Origin of the sequence: Haloferula sargassicola, from assembly GCF_040362925.1 — a bacterium.
GTDB classification, from domain to species: Bacteria; Verrucomicrobiota; Verrucomicrobiia; order Verrucomicrobiales; family Akkermansiaceae; genus Haloferula; species Haloferula sargassicola.
The window spans coordinates 89,555-113,367 of sequence record NZ_BAABRI010000003.1 but is presented as its reverse complement, the minus strand read 5'-3'; the positions used below and the strand labels follow the sequence as shown (position 1 = coordinate 113,367).

Below are 23,813 nucleotides of genomic sequence, written 5' to 3'. Positions count from 1 at the left end.
CCACCTCGGCCATTGATCCCCGGGCGCGGCTTGGTAGCTTCGCCGCCCGTGTCCGCTCCCACCCTCAGCGAAAAACTCCAGACCCACGTCTCGAAGGACTTTTTCCGCCCGCTCACCCGGCCGTCGTCGGCCATCTACGTCGATTGCGCCGAGCGGCTGCTCACCGAGGCGGGCGAGGCCGGGCGGCTGCCTCACGGGGAAACGCTGGCCATCATCCGCGAGGTCCTCGCCTCCCACCCGGAGGTCCAGCTCGATGAGGACGAAGGTGCCGCGCTGCGCGACATCCGCCAGCGGGCCGGGCAGTTTTTCACCCGCCTCTGCGACTCGAAATGGCTCGAGGACCAGCAGCTCGGCCTGCGCGACCGCTGGGCGCTCGTTTCCCCGGGCCTGCGGCCACTGCTGCGGCTGCTGCGCGACCTCGCCGAGGACGAAATCGCCGAGCTGCGCACCTTCGCCGACACCGTCCGCGGCGTCTGCGAGACGCTCGAACGCGACGATGTCCTCGACCCCCGCCTGCGCGAGCCGGACGAGCTGCGCGCGACCGTGACCGACCTGAACTCGCGCCTCGAAAACGCCCTCATCCAGCTCCACGGCGTCGAGAAAATCATCGCCATCTTCGACCGCAAGCAGCGCGCCTCCGAGACGCCCGCCGAGACGCTACGGCTGCTCTACTCCGAGTTCGGCTCCGGCCAGCACATGGTCTGCTACGACGCCTTGCGGCGAAACGGCCTGCTGCCCCGGCTTTCCGCCCTGCGCGGGAAAGTCGCCGACCTGCGCGATCACGAACAGCTCAAGGAACGCCTCGCCCAAGCCATCGCCGAGCACTACGGCTGGCCGCGCGACGAGGCCTGGAACCGCGCCGTGCAGGCGCTGCGCGACCTCGAGCACCGGCTTTCCGCGATCCGGCTGGTGGCCGATGGCATCGATGCCCGCATGGCCGGCTTCAACCAGCTTTCACAACAGCGCTACCGCTACCAGACCGAGCTGCGCGGCCGCCGGCCCGAGATCGTGAAGGCCTACTGCGACGCGCTCAACGAACAGCTCGCTGGCGGCCGCACGTCCCAGCTCAAGGACGCCGGGCCAGACTTTCCCGTGCTCAGCCCCGAGCTGCGTTTCTACTATGGATCTAGTTCCCTGGCCCGCACCCGCCGCGTCAAGGCCCCGGCCGATCTTTCCTTCGGCGGCGGTCGCGTCCGCGAGGACGACGAGCAGGACGCCCTGGCCGCGCTGCGCGAACGCCAGCGGCTCGCCCTCACCCCGCAGCGCGCGGCACGCCTGGTCTCGCGACTGATCCCCGAAGCCGGGGAAACCGCCGCCAGCTCGGATTTCACCGCCTCCACCACCGACGAGATGCTCGATCTGCTCGCCATCGCCGCCTATCACCTGTCGCCCGCGCCGGGCGGAAAAAAGGTCCGCTGGAGCATCGACGGACCCGGCCGCCGCTCCGGGCTCGAGCCCGCGTCGATCCCGCAGGACGACCAGGCCGGCTGGCGCATGGACCACTTCGACATCACCCGCGAATCATGAGCGAAACCTCCTCCGATCCCCTTTGGCCCGGCTTTTGGCCCGACGTCCCCGCCGAGGACCGCGCGCCGCTGCGCTCGATCCTCGCCGAGCTGCTCGGCCACGGCACCCTCATCGGCGATACCGGCGCCGGCCGCGACCTGTTCCGGCTCGCCCGCGACCACTACGCCGCGCATTTGAAGGACTACCTCGCGCCGCTCGCCATGGACCTGATCATCGATGACGACGCGCTCCTCATTCAGGCCCGCCCGCGGCCCGAGGCCTGCCTGCTGCTCGGCCAGTTCAGCAAGGACGAGACGCTCGTCCTGCTCGTCCTCTGGCGCGCGTGGGACGACCAACGCAGCCACCAGGCCGCCGACCGCGTGATCCTCACGATCGACGACCTCTGGAACCAGTTCCGCAACACCTTCGACCGCATCGAGCCGCCGCAGGCAACCCACCTCGAGGCCATCCTCGCCAAGCTCAAGCGCCACCGCCTGATCCGCACTCACCGGCCCGACGCGGCCACCCAGCCCGGCGAGACCTTGGTGGAAATCCTGCCCAGCCTCGCCCGCACCATCCCCTTCGACTCCATCGAGGCCTGGACCGAGCGCAAGGACCTCTACCAACCCGCCGACCCGGAAAACGCCGCGCCGGAAACCCCAGAAGAAGATTCCGAGTGAACTCCCGCGTCCACCTCAGCCGCATCATCGCCTACAATTGGTACGGCTACCGTCGTATCATCGAGCTGTCCGGGCTTTCCCTGATCACCGGCGCGAACGGGTCGGGAAAAAGCGCGCTGCTCGACCTGCTCCAGTTCGTCCTCCTCGGCGAGCAGCACAGCCGCTTCAACAAGGCCGCCGCCGGCGCCGGCAGCGGTCGCACGCTGCGCGGCTACTGCCTGTGCGATACCAACACGCTCGGCAAGGACGGCCAGGAACGCTACCTGCGGCCGTCGGGCGTCACCCTCGTCGCGCTCGAATTCACCTGGCCCGGCGAGGAGCCGCGTCGCGAAACCTGGGGCGCCCGCATCGAGTATGAAGGCCCCACCGCCAAGCCGAGCACGCTCTGGTTCACCGTCCCGCAACGGCTCGAGGGCGAGGATTTCCTGACCCACGACCTGGTGGCGGACTCGTTGCAATTCCTGCCGGAGGACGAGTTCCGCGTCCACGTGAAGCGCGAGATGGAAGGCGATATCTTCGACCGCCAGACGACTTATCTCGAGGAAATGGCCTCGCGCAGCCACCTCGGCTTCGACCGCCGGCAGATGAACAAGACGCTGCCGAACTCGATGGCCTTCCAGCCGGTCGAGTCGTTCGAAAAATTCATCCGCGACTACCTGCTCGAACAGGCGCTTCCGGACGTCGCGACCGTGCGCAGCAGCGTCGATGCCCACCGCCGCGCCCAGGAGCGGCTGGAAAAGATGCGCGACCAGCACGCGCGGCTCGTCCGCATCGACGAGCGTCACCGCGCCTTCCTCGACGCGAAGCGCGAGGCCTCGCTCTTCCGCCACCTGCGCGACGCGCTCGTTCACGAAGAGCGCCGCGAAAAGCTCGATGCCTGCCGCGCCGAGCTGAACGAGTTGCGTCAGAACTCGTCGCAACAGCGGGAGGACTACGACGCCGCGCTGACCGAGCGCGACGAACTCGACGCGCAGCTCGGCAAGGTCCGCCTCGTCGCCGGCAACGACACCCAGATCACCCGCTTGGCCGAAGCGCGGCAGGACCGCGACCGAGTCGCCAGCGAACTCGATGGCCTCAACGCCGCCGCCAAGACGGCCCGGGAGTATCTCCACGACCGCGTTTCCCACTGGAAACAATGGCTGCGCATGGCCGGCGAGCTGGATCTCGAAACCCCAGCCAACGCCACCTCCTGGATCGATGCGATGAAGGGCACCGACGAAGCCGCCGGGCTCGATGCCGCGGAAAAGATGCCGCGCGTTTTCCACGAGCTGAACAACGCCGCCGCCGAACAAAAGCGCCCGGTCGAGCAACGCCGGCAGGAACTCGAAGCCCGCGAACTTCGACTCCGCCGCGAGCTGGAAGACCTCACCCACAAAGGCAGCGCGAGCGCCTCGCCGCTGCTCGATGCGCTGAAATCGCGTGGCCAGAAGGCCGAGGCGCTCGGCCGCGTGATCGAGGTCCGCCCCGAGGCCGAGGACTGGTGGCCGCTGCTGGAAAGCCTGCTCGGCCCGCATCGCCAGGCCGTGCTGGCCGAGGATTTCCGCGCCGCGTGGGACCAGGCCCAGCGACTCGGTCATAGCGACGAACCGCTGGTCCAGCCGGACGAACTCGCCGCCGACGCCAAGCCCGGCCGCGGCACGGTCGCCTCGTTTTTCGAAACCGATCACCCGCTCGCCTCGCGTTTCCTCAATCACCGCTACGGCGACCTGATCGCGGTCGACAAGGCCGCCAAGCTCGACGCCCATCCGCGCGCCTTGTCGAAGGACGGCTGGCTCAAGGACCCGCCTCTGCGCGTCCACCTCCAGCCGTCGAAGGACTTCACCATCGGCGAGGAAGGCCGCCGCCGACTGCGCACGCGGATCGAGGACGACCTCGCCGAGCTGGCCGAGGAGATCGCCACGCTGCGCCGCCAGGAGGAGGGCTGGAACACTTTCCTGCACCGCGGCACCCACTGGGAACTCGACCAGGCCCGCCGCCCCGAAGGCACCGGCCGGCTCCACCGCCTGCCCGACTTGCGCAAGGAACTCCAGACGCTCGATGAAACGATCCGCCTGCTCGCCACGCCGGAGCGCCAGCAGCTCGTCGATGACCTGCGGCGCCTCGAGAGCACCTTCAAGGGCGTGGTCGAGCGCACCGGCCGGCTGGCCAAGGCGATCGAGGACGCCAGCCAGCGCGAGCGCGAGCTGAAGGAAAACGAAGAGCACTTCGCCAGCGAGGAAGAGCGCCTGCGCATCGAGCGCCAGCACAGCCGCGAGTCGCTCGAAGGCTTCCGCGATGCGGAAATCGACGAACGCCTCCAGGCCTGCATCGCCGAGCTGCCGACCTGGGCGAAACGCATCGAGGCCGCCGCGCTGGTCGCGCAAACCCAGCTCCACGACGCCGACAAGGCCCGCGCCGAGCGCCAGCTCGAACGCCGCGCGCTCGCCGAGACCCACCCGGAAACTTCCGACGCCTTCGATCCCGAGGACGACGACAATGCCCGCTACGATATCCGCCGTAGGGAGCTGGAGGACCATGACCTCGAACGCTTCACTCAGGAGGCCGACGACGCCCGGCGCGAGTGGGAGGACCGCCTGCAGCACCAGGTTCTCGACGTTTTGAAGGAAAAGCTCGACGAGGCCGAGCGCACGAAGCGCGAGCTGAACCGCGCCATGGATCACGAGATCGGCGGCTGGCGCTACCAACTGAGCATGCGCAAGGACCTCAGCCACACCGCGATCTGGACGCTGGTCGACAAGGGCCTCAACCCCGGCCTCGAGCTCTTCGCCTCCGGCGCGCGGGAGGAAATCGAGAACGCCAAGAAGGCGCTGATGGAAGCCATCGAGCACGCCGACGAGCCGCGCCACCAGCGCGCGCTCGACTACCGCTACTACCATCACTGGGACATCCAGGCCCACCCGGTCGGTCAGGGCGAGGGTGCCGCCGTTTCCCTCAACAAGAGCGCCAAGAAGCAGAGCGGCGGGGAAAACCAGGCGCCGTTCTTCGTGGCCATGCTCGCCGCCTTCCAGCGCGTCTACGACCTCGGCGACCGCGAACCGCGGCCGAACCTCGGCGTGATCATCATGGACGAGGCCTTCTCGAAGCTCTCCGGCGACCGCATCGACGCCTGCCTCGCGCTGGCGCGGAATTTCGGCCTGCAGCTCGTGATGGCCTTTCCCGAGGACCGCCTGCCGACGATGATCGAGCACGCCGAGACGGTGCTCCAGTGCCGCGTCGAGCGCAGCTACGACAAGTCCCGTAACGGCGCCGTGGCCGACATCGAAAACTGGGTGATCAAGGTCGACCGCGACCGGCTCGCCGAAGCCCTCGCGTGACATGACCCACCCCGCCTGGCTGAGCGAGTTCCACCGCCGCTGGCATGCCGCCCGCGACCGCACGGTGGGACCGCCCGGCCGGGACTACGGGCTGAAATGGAGCGCCCTGCTGGAAGCCGCGGGCATCACCAGCGCGGAGGACGAGCACACCGCCCTGCGCGAGGCCGAAGCCCTGGCCAGGGCCGGGCATTTCCTGCTGAAACGCCACCGCGCCCGACGCTACATCGTCGAGCGCATCGTCCTGCCGCTCGATCAGGAGAGCTGGCTCCATGCAACCTTCGGCAGCCGCCCGGCCGCCGAAATTCTCGCCCAAGCGCAGGCGGTGCTCGCCCGCCAGCCGTCGCACCCGCGCTTCGCGGGACCGTGGCAGCAGCTGCTCGATCGGCTGGCGAAGCACTTCGCCGCGGGTTCCACCCTGCCGCCGTTCCGCTGGCGAGATCCCGAGGGATTGAGCATCTTGTTGGACACGCTTCACGGCCTGACCGCGCGCGAGTGGGAGCCGGGCACGCGAATTCGTCGGGCCAGCTCGGAGGTGGCTCCGGACTCGAAATGGCTGGGGCGCCACCAGCTCTCGCTGGCGCAGGCGCTGGAGATCTTGTTAGGAAAGCCCACCACGCTGGCCGACCTCGGGCTGGCGATGAGTGAGGCGATCCTGCTGACCCAAGGGCCGCTGATCCTGCACTTCGACGACGGCAGCCGCAGCGACTCCTCGGCACTCAGCCTGCACGGGCTTTCCGCCGTGGATCTGCAACGCGCGGTGCGGCTGGAAACGTCCTGCCGACGCCTGCTGATCATCGAGAACGAGAAGACCACCCTGCGCCAGTTCGCCGAAAAGAATCGCGACGGGGAAACGCTGCTGGTCGCCAGCTCCTTCCCCACCCCGGCGATGCGAGCTCTGCTCAAGAAGCTGCCGCAGACCGTCGAGCTCCATCATTTCGGCGATACCGATCCGACCGGTTTCCTGATCCTCGAAAACCTCCGCCAGCTCGCCGGCCGGCCGGTGCACGCTTTCCACATGGACCGCGAACCCCGGGCGACCGGTCCGGCGCTCACCCCGAGGGACCAGCTCACGCTCGACCGCTTGATCGAATCGGAGGTGTTGGAAGATCTGCGGCCCGCGCTGCTGCGGCTGAAACGCGCGGGGCACAAGGGCGGCACCGAGCAGGAGGAGCTCGGCCCGCCGGAGACTCAGGGCTGGCCGTTTTATCCCATGGGGTAGCGGATGTCGCGGCTGACGGCATCGATCGCCTCCAACACCGCGGGCTCCAGCACCACCCCGGCGGCGGCCAGGCTGGGCTCGAGCTGCTCGGCGGTGGTGGCGCCGATGATGGTGCTGCCGACGAAATCGTGCTGCTTGCTCCAGGCGACGGCCAGGGTGACCGGATGCAGGCCGGCGTTTTCCGCGATCTCCATGAAACGCCGCGTCGATTCGAGGCTGCGGTCGTTGACGAAACGCTCGACCATCGCCCGCTGCCGCGGGCCGGCCTTGTCGAAATAGTCGGTGAAACGCGCACCGGCCGGGCGGGCGCCGTCGTTGTATTTTCCGCTGAGCACGCCTCCGCCGATCGGCGAGTAGGGCAGGCAGCTGACCTTTTCCCGGCGGCAGACCTGGGCCAGCTCGTCCTCGAAGCGGCGGTTGTTGAGAGAGAAGTTGTTCTGGATGGTGTCGAAACGCCGGAAGCCGGCCACGTCGGCGGCCCACAGGGATTTCATCAGGCCGTAGGCGGTCTCGTTGGAGATCCCGAGCGCCCGCACCTTCCCCTCGCGGACGAATTCATCGAGCGTTTCCAGCGTGTCCTCGGCGCGCATCCCGTGATCGGGCCAGTGGACCTGATAGAGGTCGAGGTAGTCGGTCTGCAGCCGCCGCAGCGAGCCCTCGAGCGCCTTGCGCAGGTGGACGCGGTCGATCGCCGCCTTCGGCGCGCGGGCGGGCGGATTGAACCAGCCGTGGGCGGGACCCGCGATCTTGGTGGCGAGGATGACGCTCTCTCGCGGCCGGCGTTTCAGCCAGCGGCCGACGATTTCCTCGGTGATCCCGGCCAGCTTCGCGCTCGGCGGCACGGGATAGATTTCCGCGGCGTCGAAAAAATCCACGCCGGCATCGAGCGCGCGGTCCATGATGCGGCAGGACTCGGTTTCATCGGTCTGAAGGCCGAAGGTCATCGTCCCCATGCAGATCGAGCTGACCACGATCCCGCTTTCGCCCAGGCGCCGTTGTTCCATGCCGGCCAACCTGCCGCGGCACGATCCTGAATCAAGGCCTCATCGCGGTGAAGACGACGTAGCGCATGGCACCGAGCAGGTAGGCCGCCCGGATGCGCAGCAGCGTGATGGCGAACACGCGGTTCTCCTGGTGGCGGCTCATCAGGAAACGGCGGAGGTCGCGATCGTGCAGCAGGGCCTTGAGGGTGCGGCGGAGGCAGACCGACCAGGTTTTCTCCACTTGGCGGGTGAAATCCTCGGCGTCCAGCATTTCCAGACCGGCCGCGTGGAGCCAGTCGAGGTAGTCCCTTTCCGTGCCCATGCCGGCCAGGCGGCCTTCCTTGCAGATCGGGTCGAGCAGATGCCGCGTCTCCCATTTCCGGGCATCGGAGGCGCGCAGCCAGCAGCACAGGACGATGCGGCCGCCGGGTTTCACGACGCGCGCCATTCCCGCGATCGCCCGCGCCGGATCGGGCATGTGCTCGGTGCTCTCCACCGCCAGTGCGGCATCGAAGGAGGCATCGGGCAGGTCGTTTTCCAGCCAATCGGCGCAGCGGATCTCCACCCGCGGGTCGCCCCGCTCCGCGGCCACCGCCGCCTGGCGCGCCGAGAGCGTGAGGCCCTGCACCGAAACGCCGAAACGCTCCGCCAGCTCCGCCGCGGTGCGGCCGTATCCGCAGCCGACGTCGCACACCCGCAGGCCGGCCTCCAGCCGCAGCCGATCGCCGACCAGGCGGGTCAGACCGAGCGCGGCTTCCTCGGGCGTCTCGTCGCCCTGAAGCCACAGCCCGTGGTGGACCTGCTCGCCCCAGATCCGGCGGTAGAACAGGTCGAGATCGTCGTAGTGCGCGGCGACCTCACGGGCGATATCCTCGGGCATGCCGTCACGCTCGGCCGGTCTCGCGGCCGGCGCAAGCGCCACCACTCCTCCGTTGACCGCGGCGGTCGTCCGGTGGACTCTAGGCTGCCCGTGAAACTGCCGCCGAAACGCCACACACTGATCCGCTCGACCGTCGCCGGAGACGCGCGCCGCCCCGGCGCCCAGGGCCCGACCGGTGCCTTCACCGACTTGGAAACCCCGGCCACGGAGGCCACGCCGGCCCGCCTGATCGACGAGCTGCGCGAGCGCGTGGGCGCGGCCAAGGTTTCCCAGAGGGAGGACGACATCGCGGTGCACTCGACCGACAAGTGGTATGCCTCGCACCCGCCGGACGTAGTGGTTTTCGCGGAAAACACCGACGACGTGGTGGCGGTGATGGCTTTTGCCCACGAGTACGGCGTGCCGGTGACCACCCGCGGCGCGGGGGTCGGCTACGTCGGCGGCTGCGTGCCGCTGAAGGGCGGCATCGCGCTATCGCTGGCGCGCATGAACCGGATCCTCGAAGTCAACGCGGCCGACGGCGTGGCCGTCGTGCAGGCCGGCGTGATCACCGGCGACCTGCAGGCCGCCGCCCGCGAGGTCGGCTGGGACTACCCGCCGGACCCGGCCTCGCTCAAGGAGTGCTCGATCGGCGGCAACATCGCCACCAACGCCGGCGGGCCGCGCTGCCTGAAGTACGGCGTGACCCGTAATTACATCCTCGGACTGGAGGTCGTGCTGGCCGATGGCCGCGTGCTCAAGTGCGGCGGCCGCGTGCACAAGAACAAGACGGGCTTCGACCTGGTCGGCCTGTTCACCGGCTCGGAGGGCATGCTGGGGATCGTCACCACGGCGGTCGTCCGCCTGATCCCCCGCCCGCCGGCCCGTGCAATGCTGGCCGCGGTTTTCCCGGAGTTCGCCACCGCCGCGGCCGCGGTGCAGGGCATTCTGAACTCCGGCCACCTGCCCTCCGCCCTGGAAATCACCGACGGCTTCACGCTCGCCGCAGCCCGCAAGCGGCTCGGGGCCGATCGTTTGCCCGATGGAAACGCCCACCTGATCGTCGAGGTCGACGGCCGCCCGCGCGCCGTGGCTTCCGAGATCGAGGAGCTGGAGGAGCTGCTCGGAAAGCTCGGCGCCGCCCGCATCGACCGCGCCGAGACCGAGGAGGCCTGCGAGGGCATCTGGCAGCTGCGGCGCGAGTTCTCCTACTCGCTGCGCGACACCGGCCTGACCAAGCTCAACGAGGACATCGTGGTGCCGCGCTCGAAACTGGTCGAGCTGGTCGAATTCGCCCGCCAGCTCGAGCGGGAAACGGGGATCTCGGTCGCCTGTTTCGGCCACGCCGGCGATGGCAACATCCACACCAACCTGATGGTGGCGGACTACGACGACCCCGCCACCCGCAAAAAGGCCAACGGTGCGCTCGACCGGCTGTTCACCTGGGTGCTCGACCACGGCGGCGCGATCACAGGGGAGCATGGCGTGGGCATGGCCAAAAAGCCGTGGATCCATCAGGCGCTCGGCGCGACCGGGCTGGAGGTCCACCGCGCGCTCAAGGAGGCCATGGATCCCGGCGACACGCTCAATCCCGGAAAATTCCTCGATTGAAGCGGGCCGTTTCCCGACTGACAGACCCGGCTTTTCATGCCAGCTTCCCGCCGTTCCCGGCATCTTTTTTCCTTATGATCCGATTCGGCTTCGCCCTCATCGCGCTTTCCACGGCCCTGCTTCACGCTCAGGAAGTCCCCAAGGCACTTCCCGTCGATCCTTCCGAAATCACGCCCAACCAAGGCCAGGTCGCGGAGCCCGCCGCGCCGGAGGTCGGCGAGGCCAAGCCGCTGCCACCCGGCGAGGTGAAAATGCCGGAGCTGAAGCGCAACCCGCGCTCGGATTCGCCGATCGACATCAACCACCTCCCGACCGGCGAGGACGCGGTGCGACTGCAGATTTTCCTCGATGAAGCCCACTTCGGACCGGGCGTGATCGATGGCAAGCCGGGCCGCTTCACCATCCTCGCGGTCAACTCGTGGAACGAGGTCCGCGGGCTGCCGCTCAATGATTTTTCCGCCGTGATGGAGGCCGCGAAAAAGGCGGTGCCGAGCCCCTTCGCCACCGCCACCGTGCCTTCGGTCGCGAAAAAATGGGTCAACCCGAACCTCCCGAGCAGCCGGCAGGAGCAGGCCAAGCTGAAGCGCATGAGCTATCGGAGTTATGCCGAATTCATGTCGGAGAGATATCACACCGACGTCGAGTTCCTGATCGAGCTGAACTCCAGCAGCACCGTGTGGAACCTTTCCCCCGGCAAGTCGCTGATCGTGCCGAACGTGTCCGCTTTCCTGATCGAAAATCTCAACGGCGGCCGCTACGAGGCGGAAGAGCTGCTGGCCAAGCGCCACGTGGTGGTCGATACCAAGATCAATCAGGCCCGCGTCTACGAGTCCGAGCCGACCGCGCTGGTGGTCGAGGAAAACGCCGACGGCACCGTCAAGACCGTGCCCAACCGGGCGCTCGTGGCTTCGTTTCCGATCACGCCCGGCCAGGAGCGCTTCATCAAGTATGGCAAGTGGGAGATGCGCAACGCGGTGCAGCTGCCGGTGTGGCGCTACGACCAGTCGCTGCTCGATGGCAAGGGCCGCAGCAATAACGCGCTGAACATCCCCGGCGGGCCGAACTGCCCGGTCGGCGTGGTGTGGATGGGCCTCAGCGTGTCGGGCATCGGCATGCACGGCACTTCCGATCCGGAAACGATCGGCCGCGCGCGTTCGGCCGGCTGCATCCGCCTCTCGAACTGGGACGCCGTGACCATGACCGACTTCGTGCGGCCCGGCGCGTCGGTGGAAATCCGCTGATCCCATGCGCCCCTCGCGGAAGTTCACGGTCCGGATTTTCCTCTACTCCGCGGTCCTGGCCTACCTCGCGGCCGACCTGCTCTGGTTCGACGGACCGGTCAGCCAACGGGTCCGCCGATCGATGCCGGGCAGCACGGAATCGATCCAGAGCGCCAAGAACCAGGGCGTCGTGGCCCGCGCTTTCAAGTACCCGATCTACCTGTCCCAGGTGGAGCGGGCCATGCAGGAGCGGCTGTGGCTGGAGGGGAAATCCGCCGCCGACCTGACGCCGGAGCAACGCCACGATGCCCGGCTGGCGGCCTTGAACGACCTGATCGACCACGAGCTGCTGCGCACCAAGGTGCAGGCGAACCAGAACGACCTGCCGGTCAGCGATCAGGAGATCGACGACGCCGTCCGCCGCCTGGCCTCGCGTTTCGCCACGCGCGAGGAAATGAAGGCCGAACTCGCCGCGGAGGGGATCGACAGCGAAAAGGAGCTTCGTTTCCGCCTCGCGGCCCGGCTGCAGCAGGTGAAATACATCGAGACCCGCATCGCCAAGGACGTCGCGGTGAGCGACGACGAAGCCCGCGAGTGGTTCGCGGTGAACGCCGACAAGCTCGCCATCCCGCCCCGGGTTCACGTGCGGCATGTGTTTCTGGCCACGCTCGGAGTCGATCCCCAGCAGGTGCGGAAAAAGCTCGATGCCGCCGTGGCCCGCATCACCTCCGGCGCGCAGACCTTCGAGGCGGTGGCCGGCGAGATCAGCGATGACCCGCGCAGCAAGCCGGTCGGCGGCGACCTGGGCTGGGTGACCGAGGACCGGCTGCCGGCGGACTTCGCCACGCCCGTCTTCCGCATGCAGCCGGGCCAGCCGGAAATCATCCGCACCAAGCTCGGCTGGCACTACGTCGAGGTGCTCGAGAAGCGGCCGCGCGAGCTGCGCAGCTTCGACGAAGCCAAGGACGAAGTCATCGCCGCGCTCCGCAGCGCCAAGCGGGCCGAGCGGGTCAACGCGCAGCGCCAGGCGATCCGCAACACCCAGAAGAACGTCGCGGTCCACGTCTACTACGACATGATCCCCACCGAATGAGCCGGCTTGCCGCGATCACCTTGCTCGCCGGCCTGGCTCTGGTTTCCTGCGAAAAAAAGGAGCCGCCACGTGCCGTCGTGGTGAGGGAGGACGGCGTGCTCGACCTCCGGCTCGCCAGCTTCAATGTCCGCCGCAATGCCGGCGACGACGCCGGTTGGCGCGAGTGGAAGAACCGCATCGATCGCGTGGTGACCGCCATCCGCACCATGGACCCCGACATCCTCGGCGTGCAGGAGGCGATCCACGCCCAGGCCGCCGACCTGCGGGCATCGCTACCGGACTTCGATTTCTACGGAATCGGTCGCGAGGATGGAAAAAAGGCCGGCGAATACGCCGCGATCTTCTGGAAACACGAGCGCTTCGAAGCCGGAAAAAGCGGGACCTTCTGGTTGTCGGATTTTCCCGAACAGCCCGGCTCGAAGACCTGGGGCAACGGCATCACCCGCATCGCCAGCTGGATCCACCTCACCGACCGCCCCACCGGCCGCCGCGTGTTCGTGCTCAACACCCACTGGGACCACCGCAACCAGCCCTCGCGGGAAAAGGCCGCCCGCCTCATCGCCGAGCGGATCGACGCCCTGGCCCGCCCGGATGAGGAGATCGTCCTGCTCGGCGACATGAACGCCACCGAGGGCAATCCCGCCGTCGATTTCCTCGCCGGCCGCGGTCGGTCGCCATGGCCGCACGCGCTCGGAGATCCCTACGCCGCGCTGCATCCTGAGGTGAAGAACCGCCGCACCCTGCACTTCTGGAGCGCGCGGCGCGATGGCTGGATGAAGGTCGACCACATCCTGGTCTCGAAGAATGCGGAGTTTCTTGAGGCCGGGATTTTACGCGCCGACCGGCAGGACGAGCAGCCCTCCGATCATTATCCCGTCTGGGTCCACGTGCGGTTTTCGGAGCGATCGACGCGCCGGCTAAAGCCAGCGCTCCGATGATAAACCGACTGCCCGCGGCCCGTTTGATGGGCTTATGCATTGGAAACCTCACTCCGCCGTGCTCGCGGTTCTCGCCGTGGCCGGTCGGCTCCCGGCACAGGATCCGGTTTCCTTCAACACCGACATCCAGCCGATCCTCTCGGAATACTGCTACCACTGCCATGGTCCGGATGCCGAAACTCGCGAACCCTGGGAGGAACCGCTGCGCCTCGATCTGCCCGACGAAGCCCTCGCCGAGCGCGAGGATGGCAAGCCGGTGATCGTCGCCGGGGATCCGGAGCACTCCGCCATCATCAAGCGCATCAAGTCCGGCCGCCGGTCCTTCGTGATGCCGCCGCCGGAGTCGCACAAGACGCTTTCGAGCGAGCAGATCGACCTCCTCGAGCGCTGGATCGCGGAGGGAGCGCACTTTGAGAAGCACTGGGCCTTCGAGCCGCCGGTCCGCCCTCCCGTTCCGGAAAACCCGGACTCGGGCTGGGGCAACAACCCGGTGGACGCCTTCGTGCTCCGCGAGCTGACCGCGGCCGGTCTTTCGCCGGCACCGGAGGAGGAGCCGCGGTCGCTGATCCGACGGGCATCGCTCGACCTCACCGGCTTGCTGCCCGACCCCGCCGACGCCGAACGCTTCGCACTGTCGCCGGACGATGCCACCTACGCGGCCTTCCTCGACCGCGCCTTCGACGCGCCGGCCTACGCCGAAAACCGCGCCCGCTACTGGCTGGACTACGTCCGCTATGCCGACACCCACGGGCTGCACTTCGACAACTACCGCTCGATCTGGCCCTACCGCGACTACGTCATCCGCGCCTTCGCCAAGAACCTTCCCTTCGACCGCTTCGTACGCGAGCAGCTCGCGGGTGACCTGCTGCCGGAATCGACCGCCGACAGCCTCGTGGCCACCGGCTACCTCCGCTGCAACGTCACCACCAACGAAGGCGGCGCGATCCCCGAGGAGGTCCACGTCAACAACGTCCGCGACCGCGCCGAGGCCTTCGGCGGAGCGTTCCTCGGCCTCACGGTCGGCTGTGCGGCCTGCCACGACCACAAGTTCGACCCGACGCTCCAGCGCGACTTCTACTCGCTCGGCGCCTTCTTCGCCAACACCGCCGAAAAGGCCTGGGACGAGAACATCAGCAACCCGGCCCCCGTGCTGAGCCTGCCCACAGAGGAAAACCGGCCCGCCTTCGAGGCCGCGGTCGAGCGCCGCTCGCAGGCCGTGGCCAAGTACGACAAGCTTCGTAGCACCGCCACGGCACGCATGGCCGACTGGATCCGCGCCGGAAACCGGCCGCAGGCCGTTTCACCGGCAAAGCTCGACCTCCAGCTCCGCTTTGACGAAGGCGGCGGCGAATCCGCCACCAACTCCGCGCCGGACGCGGAAACGGCCGCCTACCCGGTCCTGACCAACCCGTTGGTGTGGGGCGAGGACGTGTGGTTCTGGCCCTCGATGCGGATGGACATCGCCAGCCGGATCCCGATGCCGGATCAGGGCGATTTCGAAGCGGACGATGCCTTCACGGTCTCGATGTGGGCCCGCTTGCGCCTGAAGCCGGGCAACATCAGCTCCGGCAACGGCGCGCTGATCGCGAAAATGGGCGGCGACGCCGACGAGCACTACCGCGGCTGGGACCTCTACCTCAATGGCGACAAGGTCGAGTTCCAGCTCATCTCCAGCTGGCCCGAACGTGCGATCCACGTCGATACCGGTGGCATCCCGCGGGGCGAATGGGTCCACCTGACCGCGACCTACGATGGTTCCCGTAGCGCCGCCGGAGCTAGGATTTACATCAATGGCCATCCTGCACCGCTCAACGTGATGCACGACGGCCTGCAGCCGGGCGACACGATGTGCAACGACTTCGCGCTGGAGCTGGGCCGCCGCCACGAGACCGACCTGCTGCGGGAGACGAGCTACCAGGACGTCCGCCTTTACCGTCGCGCACTGTCCGCCGACGAAGTCGCGCGCCTGCCCTTCGAGGACCCCGCCGCGCGGCTGGTCGAGACCTCGCCCGACCCCGCCCAGTGGTCGCCGGCCGAGCGTTTCCTCGGCATCACCCAGTTCTTCCTCGGCTCGCACGAGGAGGAGGCCCGCCGGCTGCGCGGGGAAATCGCCGCCGCCGAGGCGCAGATGGCCGAGCTGGGCAAGGACGGCACGCCGACCCTCGTCGCCAAGGAGCGCTCCGGTCCGGCCTACGCCTGGGTGCTCGACCGCGGCGTCTACTCGGCTCGCAAGGAACTGGTCGTGCCCGCCACGCCGGAGTTCCTGCCGCCGCTGCCCGATCCCGCCCAGGCCAGCCGGCTCGATCTGGCGAACTGGCTTTTCACTGCGGAAAACCCGCTCTTCGCCCGCGTCACGGTCAATCGCGCCTGGGCCGAGATTTTCGGCACCGGGCTGGTCGAGACGACCGACGACTTCGGCGTCATGGGCGGCCGCCCGAGCCATCCGGAGCTGCTCGACTGGCTGGCGGTCGAGTTCCGCGAGTCCGGCTGGGATCTCCGCCACATCTACCGCCTGCTGCTCACCTCCGCCACCTACCGGCAGAGCCACGGGATCACCGCGGAAAAGCTGGAAGCCGACCCGCAGAACCGCCTGCTCTCGCGCGGCCCGCGTTTCCGCATGGATGCGGAGGTCCTGCGCGATACCGCCCTGCAGGCCTCCGGCCTGCTGGTCGCCAAGGTCGGCGGCCCGTCCGTGAAGCCCTACCAGCCGCCCGGCATCTGGGAGGCGGTCTCGATGCCGGAGTCCGACACGCTGCACTACCAGCAGGACACCGGCGATGCGCTCTACCGCCGTTCGCTCTACACCTTCTGGAAACGCTTCGCCCCGCCGCCCTCGCTGGAGACCTTCGATGCACCGGGCCGCGAGGTCGTGTGCACCCGCCGGGCGCGGACCAACACGCCGCTGCAGGCGCTCGTTTCGATGAACGACCCGCAGTTCGTCGAGGCGGCACGGATGCTGGCCGAGCGCGCCATCCACGGTTTCGTGTCGCCCGCGGCACGGCTTGGTTTCATGTCGGAGACACTGCTCTCCCGGCGATTGTCGGATGCCGAGTTCGCGGCGCTCGCCGGCAGCCACGAGACTTTTGAAGAGCACTTCCGCGAGCATCCGGACGACGCCCGCGCGCTGCTCACCACCGGCGAGGCCCCGGCCGATTCCGCGCTGGACCCGGTGGAAACCGCCGCCTGGACGCTGGTCGCAAACCAGTTCCTCAACCTCGACGAAACCCTCACCAAGTAAGCTCATGGGACACCACCATCACCCCGCCGACCTCTGCTCCGATCACGGCGGCGAGGGACCAAGCGTCCTCGACCTGCCGGTGCCCGCCGCGCTGAAGCAGGAGTGGCTGCAGCTCGCCACCCGCCGCCAGTTCCTCAGCCGGGCCGGAAAATCGCTGGCCTGGGCCGGCTTGTCGGCCATCGCCGGTCGGGCCGGCCTGCTCGGCACGGCCGAGGCCGCCGAACTCCCGGGCCTGCCGCATTTCGCCCCGCGGGCGAAACGGGCGATCTACCTCTACATGGCCGGCGCGCCCTCGCAGTTCGAGACCTGGGACTACAAGCCGGAGCTGGCCAAGCGCTTCAACCAGGACCTGCCGGAATCGATCCGCGGCGGCCAGCTGCTCACCGGCATGACCGCCTCGCAGAGCCGCTTCCCGGTGGCGCCGTCGATCTTCAACTTCCAGCAATACGGCCAGGCCGGCCACTGGGTCAGCGACCTGCTGCCGCACACCGCCAAGGTGGCCGACGAGTTCGCGGTGATCCGCTCGATGCACACCGATGCCATCAACCACGAGCCCGCCATCCTGCTGGCCAACACCGGCAACATGGTGCCCGGCAAGCCCTCGATCGGCTCGTGGATTTCCTACGGCCTCGGCTCGCTGAATGACGACCTGCCGACCTTCGTGGTGCTCACCTCAAAGCTGCCGGTGACCGACAACATCCAGGCGCTGTCGTCGCGGCTGTGGTCGGCCGGATTCCTCTCGCCCGACCACGCCGGCGTGGCGCTGCGCTCGGGCGGCGATCCGGTAATCCACCTGTCGAATCCCGACGGCATCTCGCGCGAACTGCGCCGCCAGATGATCGACGGGGTGTCCGAAATGAACCGCCTGCTCCACGAGCGGATCGGCGATCCGGAAACCAACGCCCGCATCGCCCAGTATGAAATGGCTTTCCGCATGCAGGCCTCGGTGCCGGAGCTCACCGACCTGTCGGACGAACCGGAATCGGTGTGGGAAATGTATGGCCCGAAGGCCAAGGAGCCCGGCACCTACGCCTACAACTGCCTGATGGCGCGCCGCATGGCCGAGCGCGGCGTGCGTTTCACCCAGATCTTCCACCGCGGCTGGGACACCCACGGCAACCTCCCGGCGCGCATGCGCGTGCTGTGCGAGGACATCGACCAGCCGACCGGCGCCCTGATCGCTGATCTGAAACAGCGGGGCTTGCTCGACGACACGCTGGTCGTCTGGGGCGGCGAATTCGGCCGCACCGTCTACTCGCAGGGCGGCCTGACCGAGGACAACTACGGCCGCGACCACCACCCGCGCTGCTACTCGATGTGGATGGCCGGCGGCGGCGTGAAACCCGGCATGACCTACGGCGAGACCGACGATTTCTCCTACAACATCACCAAGGATCCAGTCCACGTCCGCGACCTCAACGCGAGCATCCTGCACCTGCTCGGCATCGACCACGAGCGGCTCACCTTCAAGTTCCAGGGCCTCGACCAGAAGCTCACCGGCACCATCCCGGCAAAAGTGATCAGCGCCCTGTTCGCGTAGTTTCCTCGCCGCTCATCCCACCCACATCCTCAGAAAGTCCCGGAGCGCCTCCAGGGTCGCTTCGCCGCCGGAGAGGTATTGATCCTGCGGTGGATCCGGAGCTTCAGGAAATGGATGACGGCGGCGCCGGAAGTGGGCCGACGGGATGCGCCGGGCCTTTTCCTGCTCGTGGTTCTGGTGCACGAACCGGCCTCCCGCCCTCCACCACTCGGTCAGCTGCCTCAACTCACCGGCTCCCAACCACACCCCGTGCGCCGGGCAGTGATCGAGGATCACTCCGCTGCGTCCCGCATAGTTTTCCCTCCTCATCATCTCGCGGCAAAACGGACACTTCCGGTAAACGATTTCGCTCTCGAACTCGAACTGCTCGGAGATCGAAGCCCACTGCTTCGGATCCAACCAGGCCACTTCGCTGGTGGTCGCCTCCAACAGGGCTTCAAGCTCGCCGGGATTGAAAAACAGGCCGTGACATGACCCGCAGCGCTCGATGTGGATGGCGGGGTTCTGCTCGATCTCGATGACATTCAGTTTCGCATCGCACTCCGGACAAGGCATCGACTCCTTGGTCCCGAGATCGCGGAAATTCACCTGACTCAAGTCGATGTCCTGCCGGACGCCGCAGAACGGGCACACCGTCAGGCTGCCTTCCAGACGACCGCCGCACTTCGAGCAATTCACCCCATCAAGGTCTGTGCCCTCTCCGCGCCTTCAAGGACAATCGGTCCGCCGGCGTTCTCTGTGGACGAATGTCGCCCGGTGCCCGATGCTGCGCGCGCATGCTGCTCACCGACCTCGGCTGGTCCGACGATCTCGAACGCGAATTCGCGCCGCACGCCCAACGCGGCTGGGTCCCCGCGCGCCTCAACCGCGAGACGCCGATCAACTATGGCGCGTTCATCATCGATGAGGAGGGCGACCTCGTGGACCTCGATGTGGTGCTCTCCGGCAAGGTCTGGCACGACGCCGCCAACGACGCCGAGCTGCCGGCCGTGGGCGACTGGGTGGCGCTCGAGCTGGGCGGGGAAAACGAGGACCACGTGATCCGCGCGGGCCTCACCCGGCGGTCCTGCTTTTCCCGCAAAGTCCCCGGCAAGAGCACCGAGGAGCAAGTGATCGGCGCAAATGTCGACGTCGTGTGCGTGGTCACCGATCCCGGGCCCGACCACAATCCGCGGCGGATGGAGCGCTACTTCACACTCATCAGCCGCAGCCGGGCAAAACCGCTGGTGTTGATCAACAAGGCCGACGCCTTCGACGCCGGGCTCTGCGAGTCCGCCGCGGCCGAGCTGCAGGCGCTTTCGCCGGAGGCCGAGATCCACCTCGTCAGCGCACTCAAGGGCAGCGGCCTGGAAATCCTCCAGCGCCACCTGCGGACGGGCGTCACGCTGTGCATCGTAGGCTCCTCGGGGGTCGGAAAAAGCACGCTGGTCAACCAGCTGCTCGGCGAGGAATGGCAGTGGACCGGCGAGGTCAACGAAGTGACCGGAAAGGGCCGCCACACGACCGTTTCCCGCGAGCTGGTGCCGCTCGATGACGGCGGCCTGCTGATCGACAACCCCGGCATGCGGGAGATCCAGATGTGGACCGACGAGCAGACGCTGCGGGACAGCTTTTCCGACGTCGAAGAGCTGGCCGCGCAATGCAAGTTCGGCGACTGCAAGCATGGCACCGACAAGGGCTGCGCGATCCGCGCCGCGGTCGAGGCCGGCGAGCTGGCGCCCGCCCGGCTGGAGAGCTTCCTGCGGCTCGATGAGGAAATCGAGAAACTGCAGAAGCGGGCGAAGAAGCGCCAGATGACCTCCGAGCGCCGCGCCAAGCGCGCCCACCGCGTGAAGGCGCGGAACCTGAACGACCGCATCGAGCTCGAACGCGAGCAACGCGGCGAGTGGCGGGAGTAGGTGGGCGCGCAAGCCGGTAGGGTTGACCGCCCTCGGTCAACCGCGCCTCACCCCAGGACCTTCTTCTCACCCACAAAGTCCGCCCCACCCTCGCTTCGCGGCCGAGCGAGGGCGCTCGGCCCTACCTTATCCCGGCCGCATCGATCACGAGCGCGAGCCGCCGGCGAAGCCGGTAGGGTTGACCGCCCTCGGTCAACCGCGCCCCACCCCGGGATCTTCTTCTCCACCTCAGGAAACTCCGCCCCACCCTCACTTCGCGGCCGAGCGAGGGCGCTCGGCCCTACCTTATCCCGGCCGCATCGAACACGAGCGCGAGCCGCCGGCGAAGCCGGTAGGGTTGACCGCCCTCGGTCAACCGCGCCTCACCCCGGGATCTTCTTCTCCACCTCAGGAACCTCCGCCCCACCCTCACTTCGCGGCCGAGCGAGGGCGCTCGGCCCTACCTTTTCCAGCCGTAGTCCCAATCCTCGGGTTTCTCACACAATCCGGCGCGAACCGGATTCATCGCGATGTAGTGCGACTTTTCCTCGAGCGATTCGTCTGCCCGGATTCGGTGATCGAAAAAACCGTCCTGCCAGGAAATGGCTGCCTCCTTGGCAGTCCATGACTTGAAGCTCTGCACCCGTTTACGCATGTTCAGCTCTGCTGGAAATGAAAGCAGGGCGTGAAGGTGGTCCGGCATCGCGAGAACCCGTCGCACGTGCCAATGTCCAAGTTGCTGATACTTCAGGAAGGTGCCCAAGATCGACGACCATGCGTGTCCGTTGGCCAATTGGTTCTTCCCGCGCGGCCGGGTGCAAATTGTAACAAAGAAGACCTGACCTTCGATTTCGACCCACCAAGGAGGCGAATGGGGTAGCGTCTTCCGAACCGGCTTGGGCTCTTTCATAACCGTAGAGCTATCCCAGCAGCAAAGGTCACTCGAGGCAAAAGCTGGGGTTGACCGCCCTCGGTCAACCGCGCCTCACCCCGGGACCTTCTTCTCCAACCCAGGAAAGTCCGCCCCACCCTCGCTTCGCGGCCGAGCGAGGGCGCTCGGCCCCTACCTTTCACTGGCCCCACCGTGCCTTCGCCTGACCGGCTTTTCCGTCCTTTCCCCTCCGGAAATGCACGCCTAGCCTCCGCGGCATGCAGCCCGCGGAGCCGGATACGGATCACTTGGAACCCGACCGCCGGAAGTGGGTCGGGTTCTGGAGCATGATCGTCCAGCAGACCCAGAACGCGTTCAACGACAAGGCGGCGCAGTTCATTCTGGTGCCGCTGGCCGGAGCCGTGGGGGCGACGATTTTCGGCCTGCCGATCGAGGATGCCGCGGGCCTGATGATCGCCCTGCCTTTCGTGCTGTTCGCGCCGCTCGCGGGCTGGGTCAGCGATCGGTTTTCCAAACGCAACGTCATGCTCGGCGCGGCGATCGCCCAGCTGGTCATCCTCGTCTGGCTGGCTGGCTCGGTCTATTTCCGCAGCATGCCGCTGGCCTTGGCCGGCTTCTTCGCGCTGGCCGTGCAGTCGGCGTTTTTCGGCCCGGCGAAGGTCGGCATCACCAAGGAGCTCATCGGTTCGAAGCATCTCGGCTTCGGCGCCGGCGTGCAGCAGATGACGGCGATGCTGGCGATCCTGGTCGGCCAGATCGCGATGGGAGTGGTCTTCGACCGTCGGTTCATCACCGGCGGCGGCGGGCACGAGGCGGCCTGGCAGGCGGCGAGCGGGCCGCTGTTCCTGATCATGCTGGGGGGCATCCCGGCGATCGTGCTGGCCTGGATCGTCCCCCGCACGCCGGCGCAGGGAGCGGCGAAACTGCGGCTCAAGACGACTATCGAGCATTTCAACCATCTGCGCGAGCTGTGGTCGGACGGGCCGATGCGGCTGGCCTCGTTCGGCATCGCGTTTTTCTGGGGCTTTGCGGCGTTTCTCAACCTGTGGGCGATCAAGGTGGCGGCGGAGTTGACCCAGTCCGGCGAGGGTTTCGGCACGCTGCAGTCGTGGTTCATGGCGGCGGCGGGGATCGGCATGGCGGCGGGCTTCGGGGTCGCCTCGGTGCTGCTGCGGCGGCGCATCGAGCTCGGCTGGGTGCCGGTCGGCGGGCTGCTGATGACGATCGCCGCCGTGGTGCTGGCCTTCATTGATCCGCGCGGCAGCTTGGACCTGCTGACGGACGGCCCCGCGGCGGCCTTCGGCTCGGCCTTTTTGTGGGTGATGACGTTGCTCGCCTTCTTTGCCGCCATTTTCCTGGCGCCGCTGAATGCCTGGATCCAGGACCGCTACCCGGCCGCCAAGCGCGGCGAGCTGCAGTCGGCCGTGAATCTCCAGGACTGCCTGGCGGGGATCCTGGCGGTGGTGTTCATCCGGCTGGGGTTCAGCCTGCTCGGCGGGCTTGAAAATCTCGCGGTGCTGCATTGGCTGCTCCTGCTTGCGGCGGTGTTCTGCGGTGCCATGACGGTCGGCATCATCCGGCTGCTGCCGTCGCACTTCGTCCGCGTGCTGGGCCTGACGGTCATCCGCACCTTCTACCGGATCCGGGCGGTCGATGCGCACCACGTCCCGGAAAAGGGCGGCGTGCTCCTGCTGGCGAACCACGTCAGCTGGGCCGACGCGTTTTTCCTCACCGCGGCCAGCCCGCGGCCGGTGCGCTTCGTGATGGACGCCACCTACATGAAATACCGGCCGGTGGCGTGGTTCTGCCGGATTTTCGACACCGTGCCGATCTCGCTCGGCCGGCCGCGCGAGGCGTTGCGGATCGCCGCCGAGGCGCTCAACGCCGGCGACGTCGTGTGCCTTTTCCCGGAGGGCCAGCTGACCCGCACCGGCACCCTGCAACCGCTCCAGCGCGGCGCGGAGCTGATCGCCCGCCAGGCCGGGGCGCCGATCGTGCCGGTGTGGATGGACGGGGCCTGGGGCTCGATTTTCTCGTTCGAGCGCAACCGCTTTTTCCGCAAACGGCCCTACCGCGTGCCCTACGGGATCGGGATCGCCTTCGGCGCGCCGCTGGAGGGTGCCGGCACCACCGTCGAGCGCATCCGGCTGGCGATGCTCGACGCCTCCGCGGCGGCGCTGGCCTCGCGCCTGCCGAGCTGGCGGCGGGATCCGGCCGTGATGGCCAATGGCTACCAGCTCGGCCAGATCAACGCGCTGCCCCGCCGCGCGCGCTTCGCCGGGCTGGCCACGGACCCGGAAATCGACGCCCTGCCCGGCCTGGCCGCGTTTTCCCGGCTGTTCGGCTCGCGTTTCGAAAAGCCCGGCACGCCCGCGGACTCGGAGGTCGCGCACTGGGTCGGCGGCGACGCCCTGCGGTCGGCCATCGAAAAAGGTGCCCGGCCGGCGGTCCCGGCGGTGTTTTTCGACTTCGGCACGCGCGCCGCGGAGCCCTTGGAAGCCGAGGGCTGGACCCACTGTCCTTGTCTGGCGGCGGGCGGCGTGATGGTGAGCCTGTCGTTTCCCGATCCTCCGATTCCCAATGCCGCCTCGAAGGCCCAGCCCGGCGGTCGCGAGAACACGCTCGGCCACCTGCTGCCCGGATTCGCGGTCGGCGAGGACCAGCGGACGATCTGCGGCCCGGCCACCGGCCGGGTCCCGCTGCCGCTGCCGGAGGGGCTGCAGGTCGGGCCGCACGGCCTGGTGCTGAGGACCGGTGCCTGAGGAGGCGGGCGGGTTTCCCCCGCGCCCCGAAACTTCCCACACCGGGGGTTGGAATCCGGCAGGGTTTGTGCTCGGTTGCGG

At 67.9% G+C, this 23,813-nt stretch carries 16 protein-coding genes; 12 read left to right on the top strand and 4 right to left on the bottom strand.

Going from position 1 to position 23,813, the window contains the following annotated elements; translation table 11 throughout:
- Positions 1–48 precede the first annotated feature (48 nt).
- The 4 genes from ABXH26_RS03245 to ABXH26_RS03230 are packed head-to-tail and all read left to right on the top strand — an operon-like array spanning position 49 to position 6,719.
- Entirely contained in the window at positions 49–1,527 is a 1,479-nt protein-coding gene (locus ABXH26_RS03245) for a Wadjet anti-phage system protein JetA family protein (RefSeq protein ID WP_353565598.1), read from the top strand.
- Entirely contained in the window at positions 1,524–2,186 is a 663-nt protein-coding gene (locus ABXH26_RS03240) for a DUF4194 domain-containing protein (RefSeq protein ID WP_353565597.1), read from the top strand. Before ABXH26_RS03245 ends, ABXH26_RS03240 begins: the two co-directional genes overlap by 4 nt.
- Positions 2,183–5,500 (top strand): SbcC/MukB-like Walker B domain-containing protein, encoded by a 3,318-nt coding sequence (locus ABXH26_RS03235; RefSeq protein WP_353565596.1) that lies wholly within the window; start codon positions 2,183–2,185, stop codon positions 5,498–5,500. Before ABXH26_RS03240 ends, ABXH26_RS03235 begins: the two co-directional genes overlap by 4 nt.
- 1 nt (position 5,501) lies before the next feature.
- Positions 5,502–6,719, top strand: coding sequence for a Wadjet anti-phage system protein JetD domain-containing protein (locus ABXH26_RS03230; protein WP_353565595.1), 1,218 nt, complete (start codon positions 5,502–5,504; stop codon positions 6,717–6,719).
- On the opposite strand, the gene ABXH26_RS03225 is transcribed toward ABXH26_RS03230, so the two are convergent.
- Both ABXH26_RS03225 and ABXH26_RS03220 read right to left on the bottom strand, forming a co-directional pair.
- Positions 6,704–7,723 (bottom strand): aldo/keto reductase, encoded by a 1,020-nt coding sequence (locus ABXH26_RS03225; protein ID WP_353565594.1) that lies wholly within the window; start codon positions 7,721–7,723, stop codon positions 6,704–6,706. The genes ABXH26_RS03230 and ABXH26_RS03225 overlap by 16 nt on opposite strands.
- A gap of 31 nt (positions 7,724–7,754) precedes the next feature.
- Positions 7,755–8,582, bottom strand: coding sequence for a class I SAM-dependent methyltransferase (locus ABXH26_RS03220; RefSeq protein WP_353565593.1), 828 nt, complete (start codon positions 8,580–8,582; stop codon positions 7,755–7,757).
- A gap of 90 nt (positions 8,583–8,672) precedes the next feature.
- Between ABXH26_RS03220 and ABXH26_RS03215 the strand changes: the two genes are divergently transcribed.
- From ABXH26_RS03215 to ABXH26_RS03190, 6 genes are all read left to right on the top strand, one after another.
- Positions 8,673–10,172 (top strand): FAD-binding oxidoreductase, encoded by a 1,500-nt coding sequence (locus ABXH26_RS03215; protein ID WP_353565592.1) that lies wholly within the window; start codon positions 8,673–8,675, stop codon positions 10,170–10,172.
- 74 nt (positions 10,173–10,246) lie between these two features.
- Complete coding sequence (locus ABXH26_RS03210) at positions 10,247–11,413, top strand: L,D-transpeptidase family protein (RefSeq protein WP_353565591.1); 1,167 nt, start codon at positions 10,247–10,249, stop codon at positions 11,411–11,413.
- A 4-nt stretch (positions 11,414–11,417) separates the two neighbouring features.
- Positions 11,418–12,485 (top strand): peptidylprolyl isomerase, encoded by a 1,068-nt coding sequence (locus ABXH26_RS03205; protein ID WP_353565590.1) that lies wholly within the window; start codon positions 11,418–11,420, stop codon positions 12,483–12,485.
- Positions 12,482–13,423 carry an endonuclease/exonuclease/phosphatase family protein gene (locus ABXH26_RS03200; RefSeq protein WP_353565589.1) on the top strand — a complete coding sequence of 314 codons (942 nt, stop codon included), beginning with the start codon at positions 12,482–12,484 and terminating at the stop codon, positions 13,421–13,423. The genes ABXH26_RS03205 and ABXH26_RS03200 overlap by 4 nt, the downstream gene beginning before the upstream one ends.
- A 34-nt stretch (positions 13,424–13,457) precedes the next feature.
- Positions 13,458–16,661, top strand: a complete 3,204-nt coding sequence (locus ABXH26_RS03195; RefSeq protein WP_353565588.1) for a DUF1553 domain-containing protein — start codon at positions 13,458–13,460, stop codon at positions 16,659–16,661.
- 4 nt (positions 16,662–16,665) lie between these two features.
- A complete protein-coding gene (locus ABXH26_RS03190) occupies positions 16,666–18,201 on the top strand; it encodes a DUF1501 domain-containing protein (RefSeq protein WP_353565587.1) in 1,536 nt (511 codons plus the stop codon).
- Positions 18,202–18,213: 12 nt separating this feature from the next.
- Here ABXH26_RS03190 and ABXH26_RS03185 read toward each other — a convergent pair whose 3' ends face one another.
- Positions 18,214–18,879 (bottom strand): TFIIB-type zinc ribbon-containing protein, encoded by a 666-nt coding sequence (locus ABXH26_RS03185; RefSeq protein ID WP_353565586.1) that lies wholly within the window; start codon positions 18,877–18,879, stop codon positions 18,214–18,216.
- A 98-nt stretch (positions 18,880–18,977) separates the two neighbouring features.
- Between ABXH26_RS03185 and rsgA the strand changes: the two genes are divergently transcribed.
- Positions 18,978–20,099, top strand: a complete 1,122-nt coding sequence (gene rsgA / locus ABXH26_RS03180) for a ribosome small subunit-dependent GTPase A (protein WP_353565585.1) — start codon at positions 18,978–18,980, stop codon at positions 20,097–20,099.
- Positions 20,100–20,538: 439 nt separating this feature from the next.
- Here rsgA and ABXH26_RS03175 read toward each other — a convergent pair whose 3' ends face one another.
- A complete protein-coding gene (locus ABXH26_RS03175; RefSeq protein ID WP_353565584.1) occupies positions 20,539–20,988 on the bottom strand; it encodes an REP-associated tyrosine transposase in 450 nt (149 codons plus the stop codon).
- Between the two features lie 239 nt (positions 20,989–21,227).
- Here ABXH26_RS03175 and ABXH26_RS03170 point away from each other — a divergent pair, with 239 nt between their 5' ends.
- Positions 21,228–23,732: an MFS transporter gene (locus ABXH26_RS03170; RefSeq protein ID WP_353565583.1), complete on the top strand. Its 2,505-nt coding sequence runs from the start codon at positions 21,228–21,230 to the stop codon at positions 23,730–23,732.
- Positions 23,733–23,813: the final 81 nt, after the last annotated feature.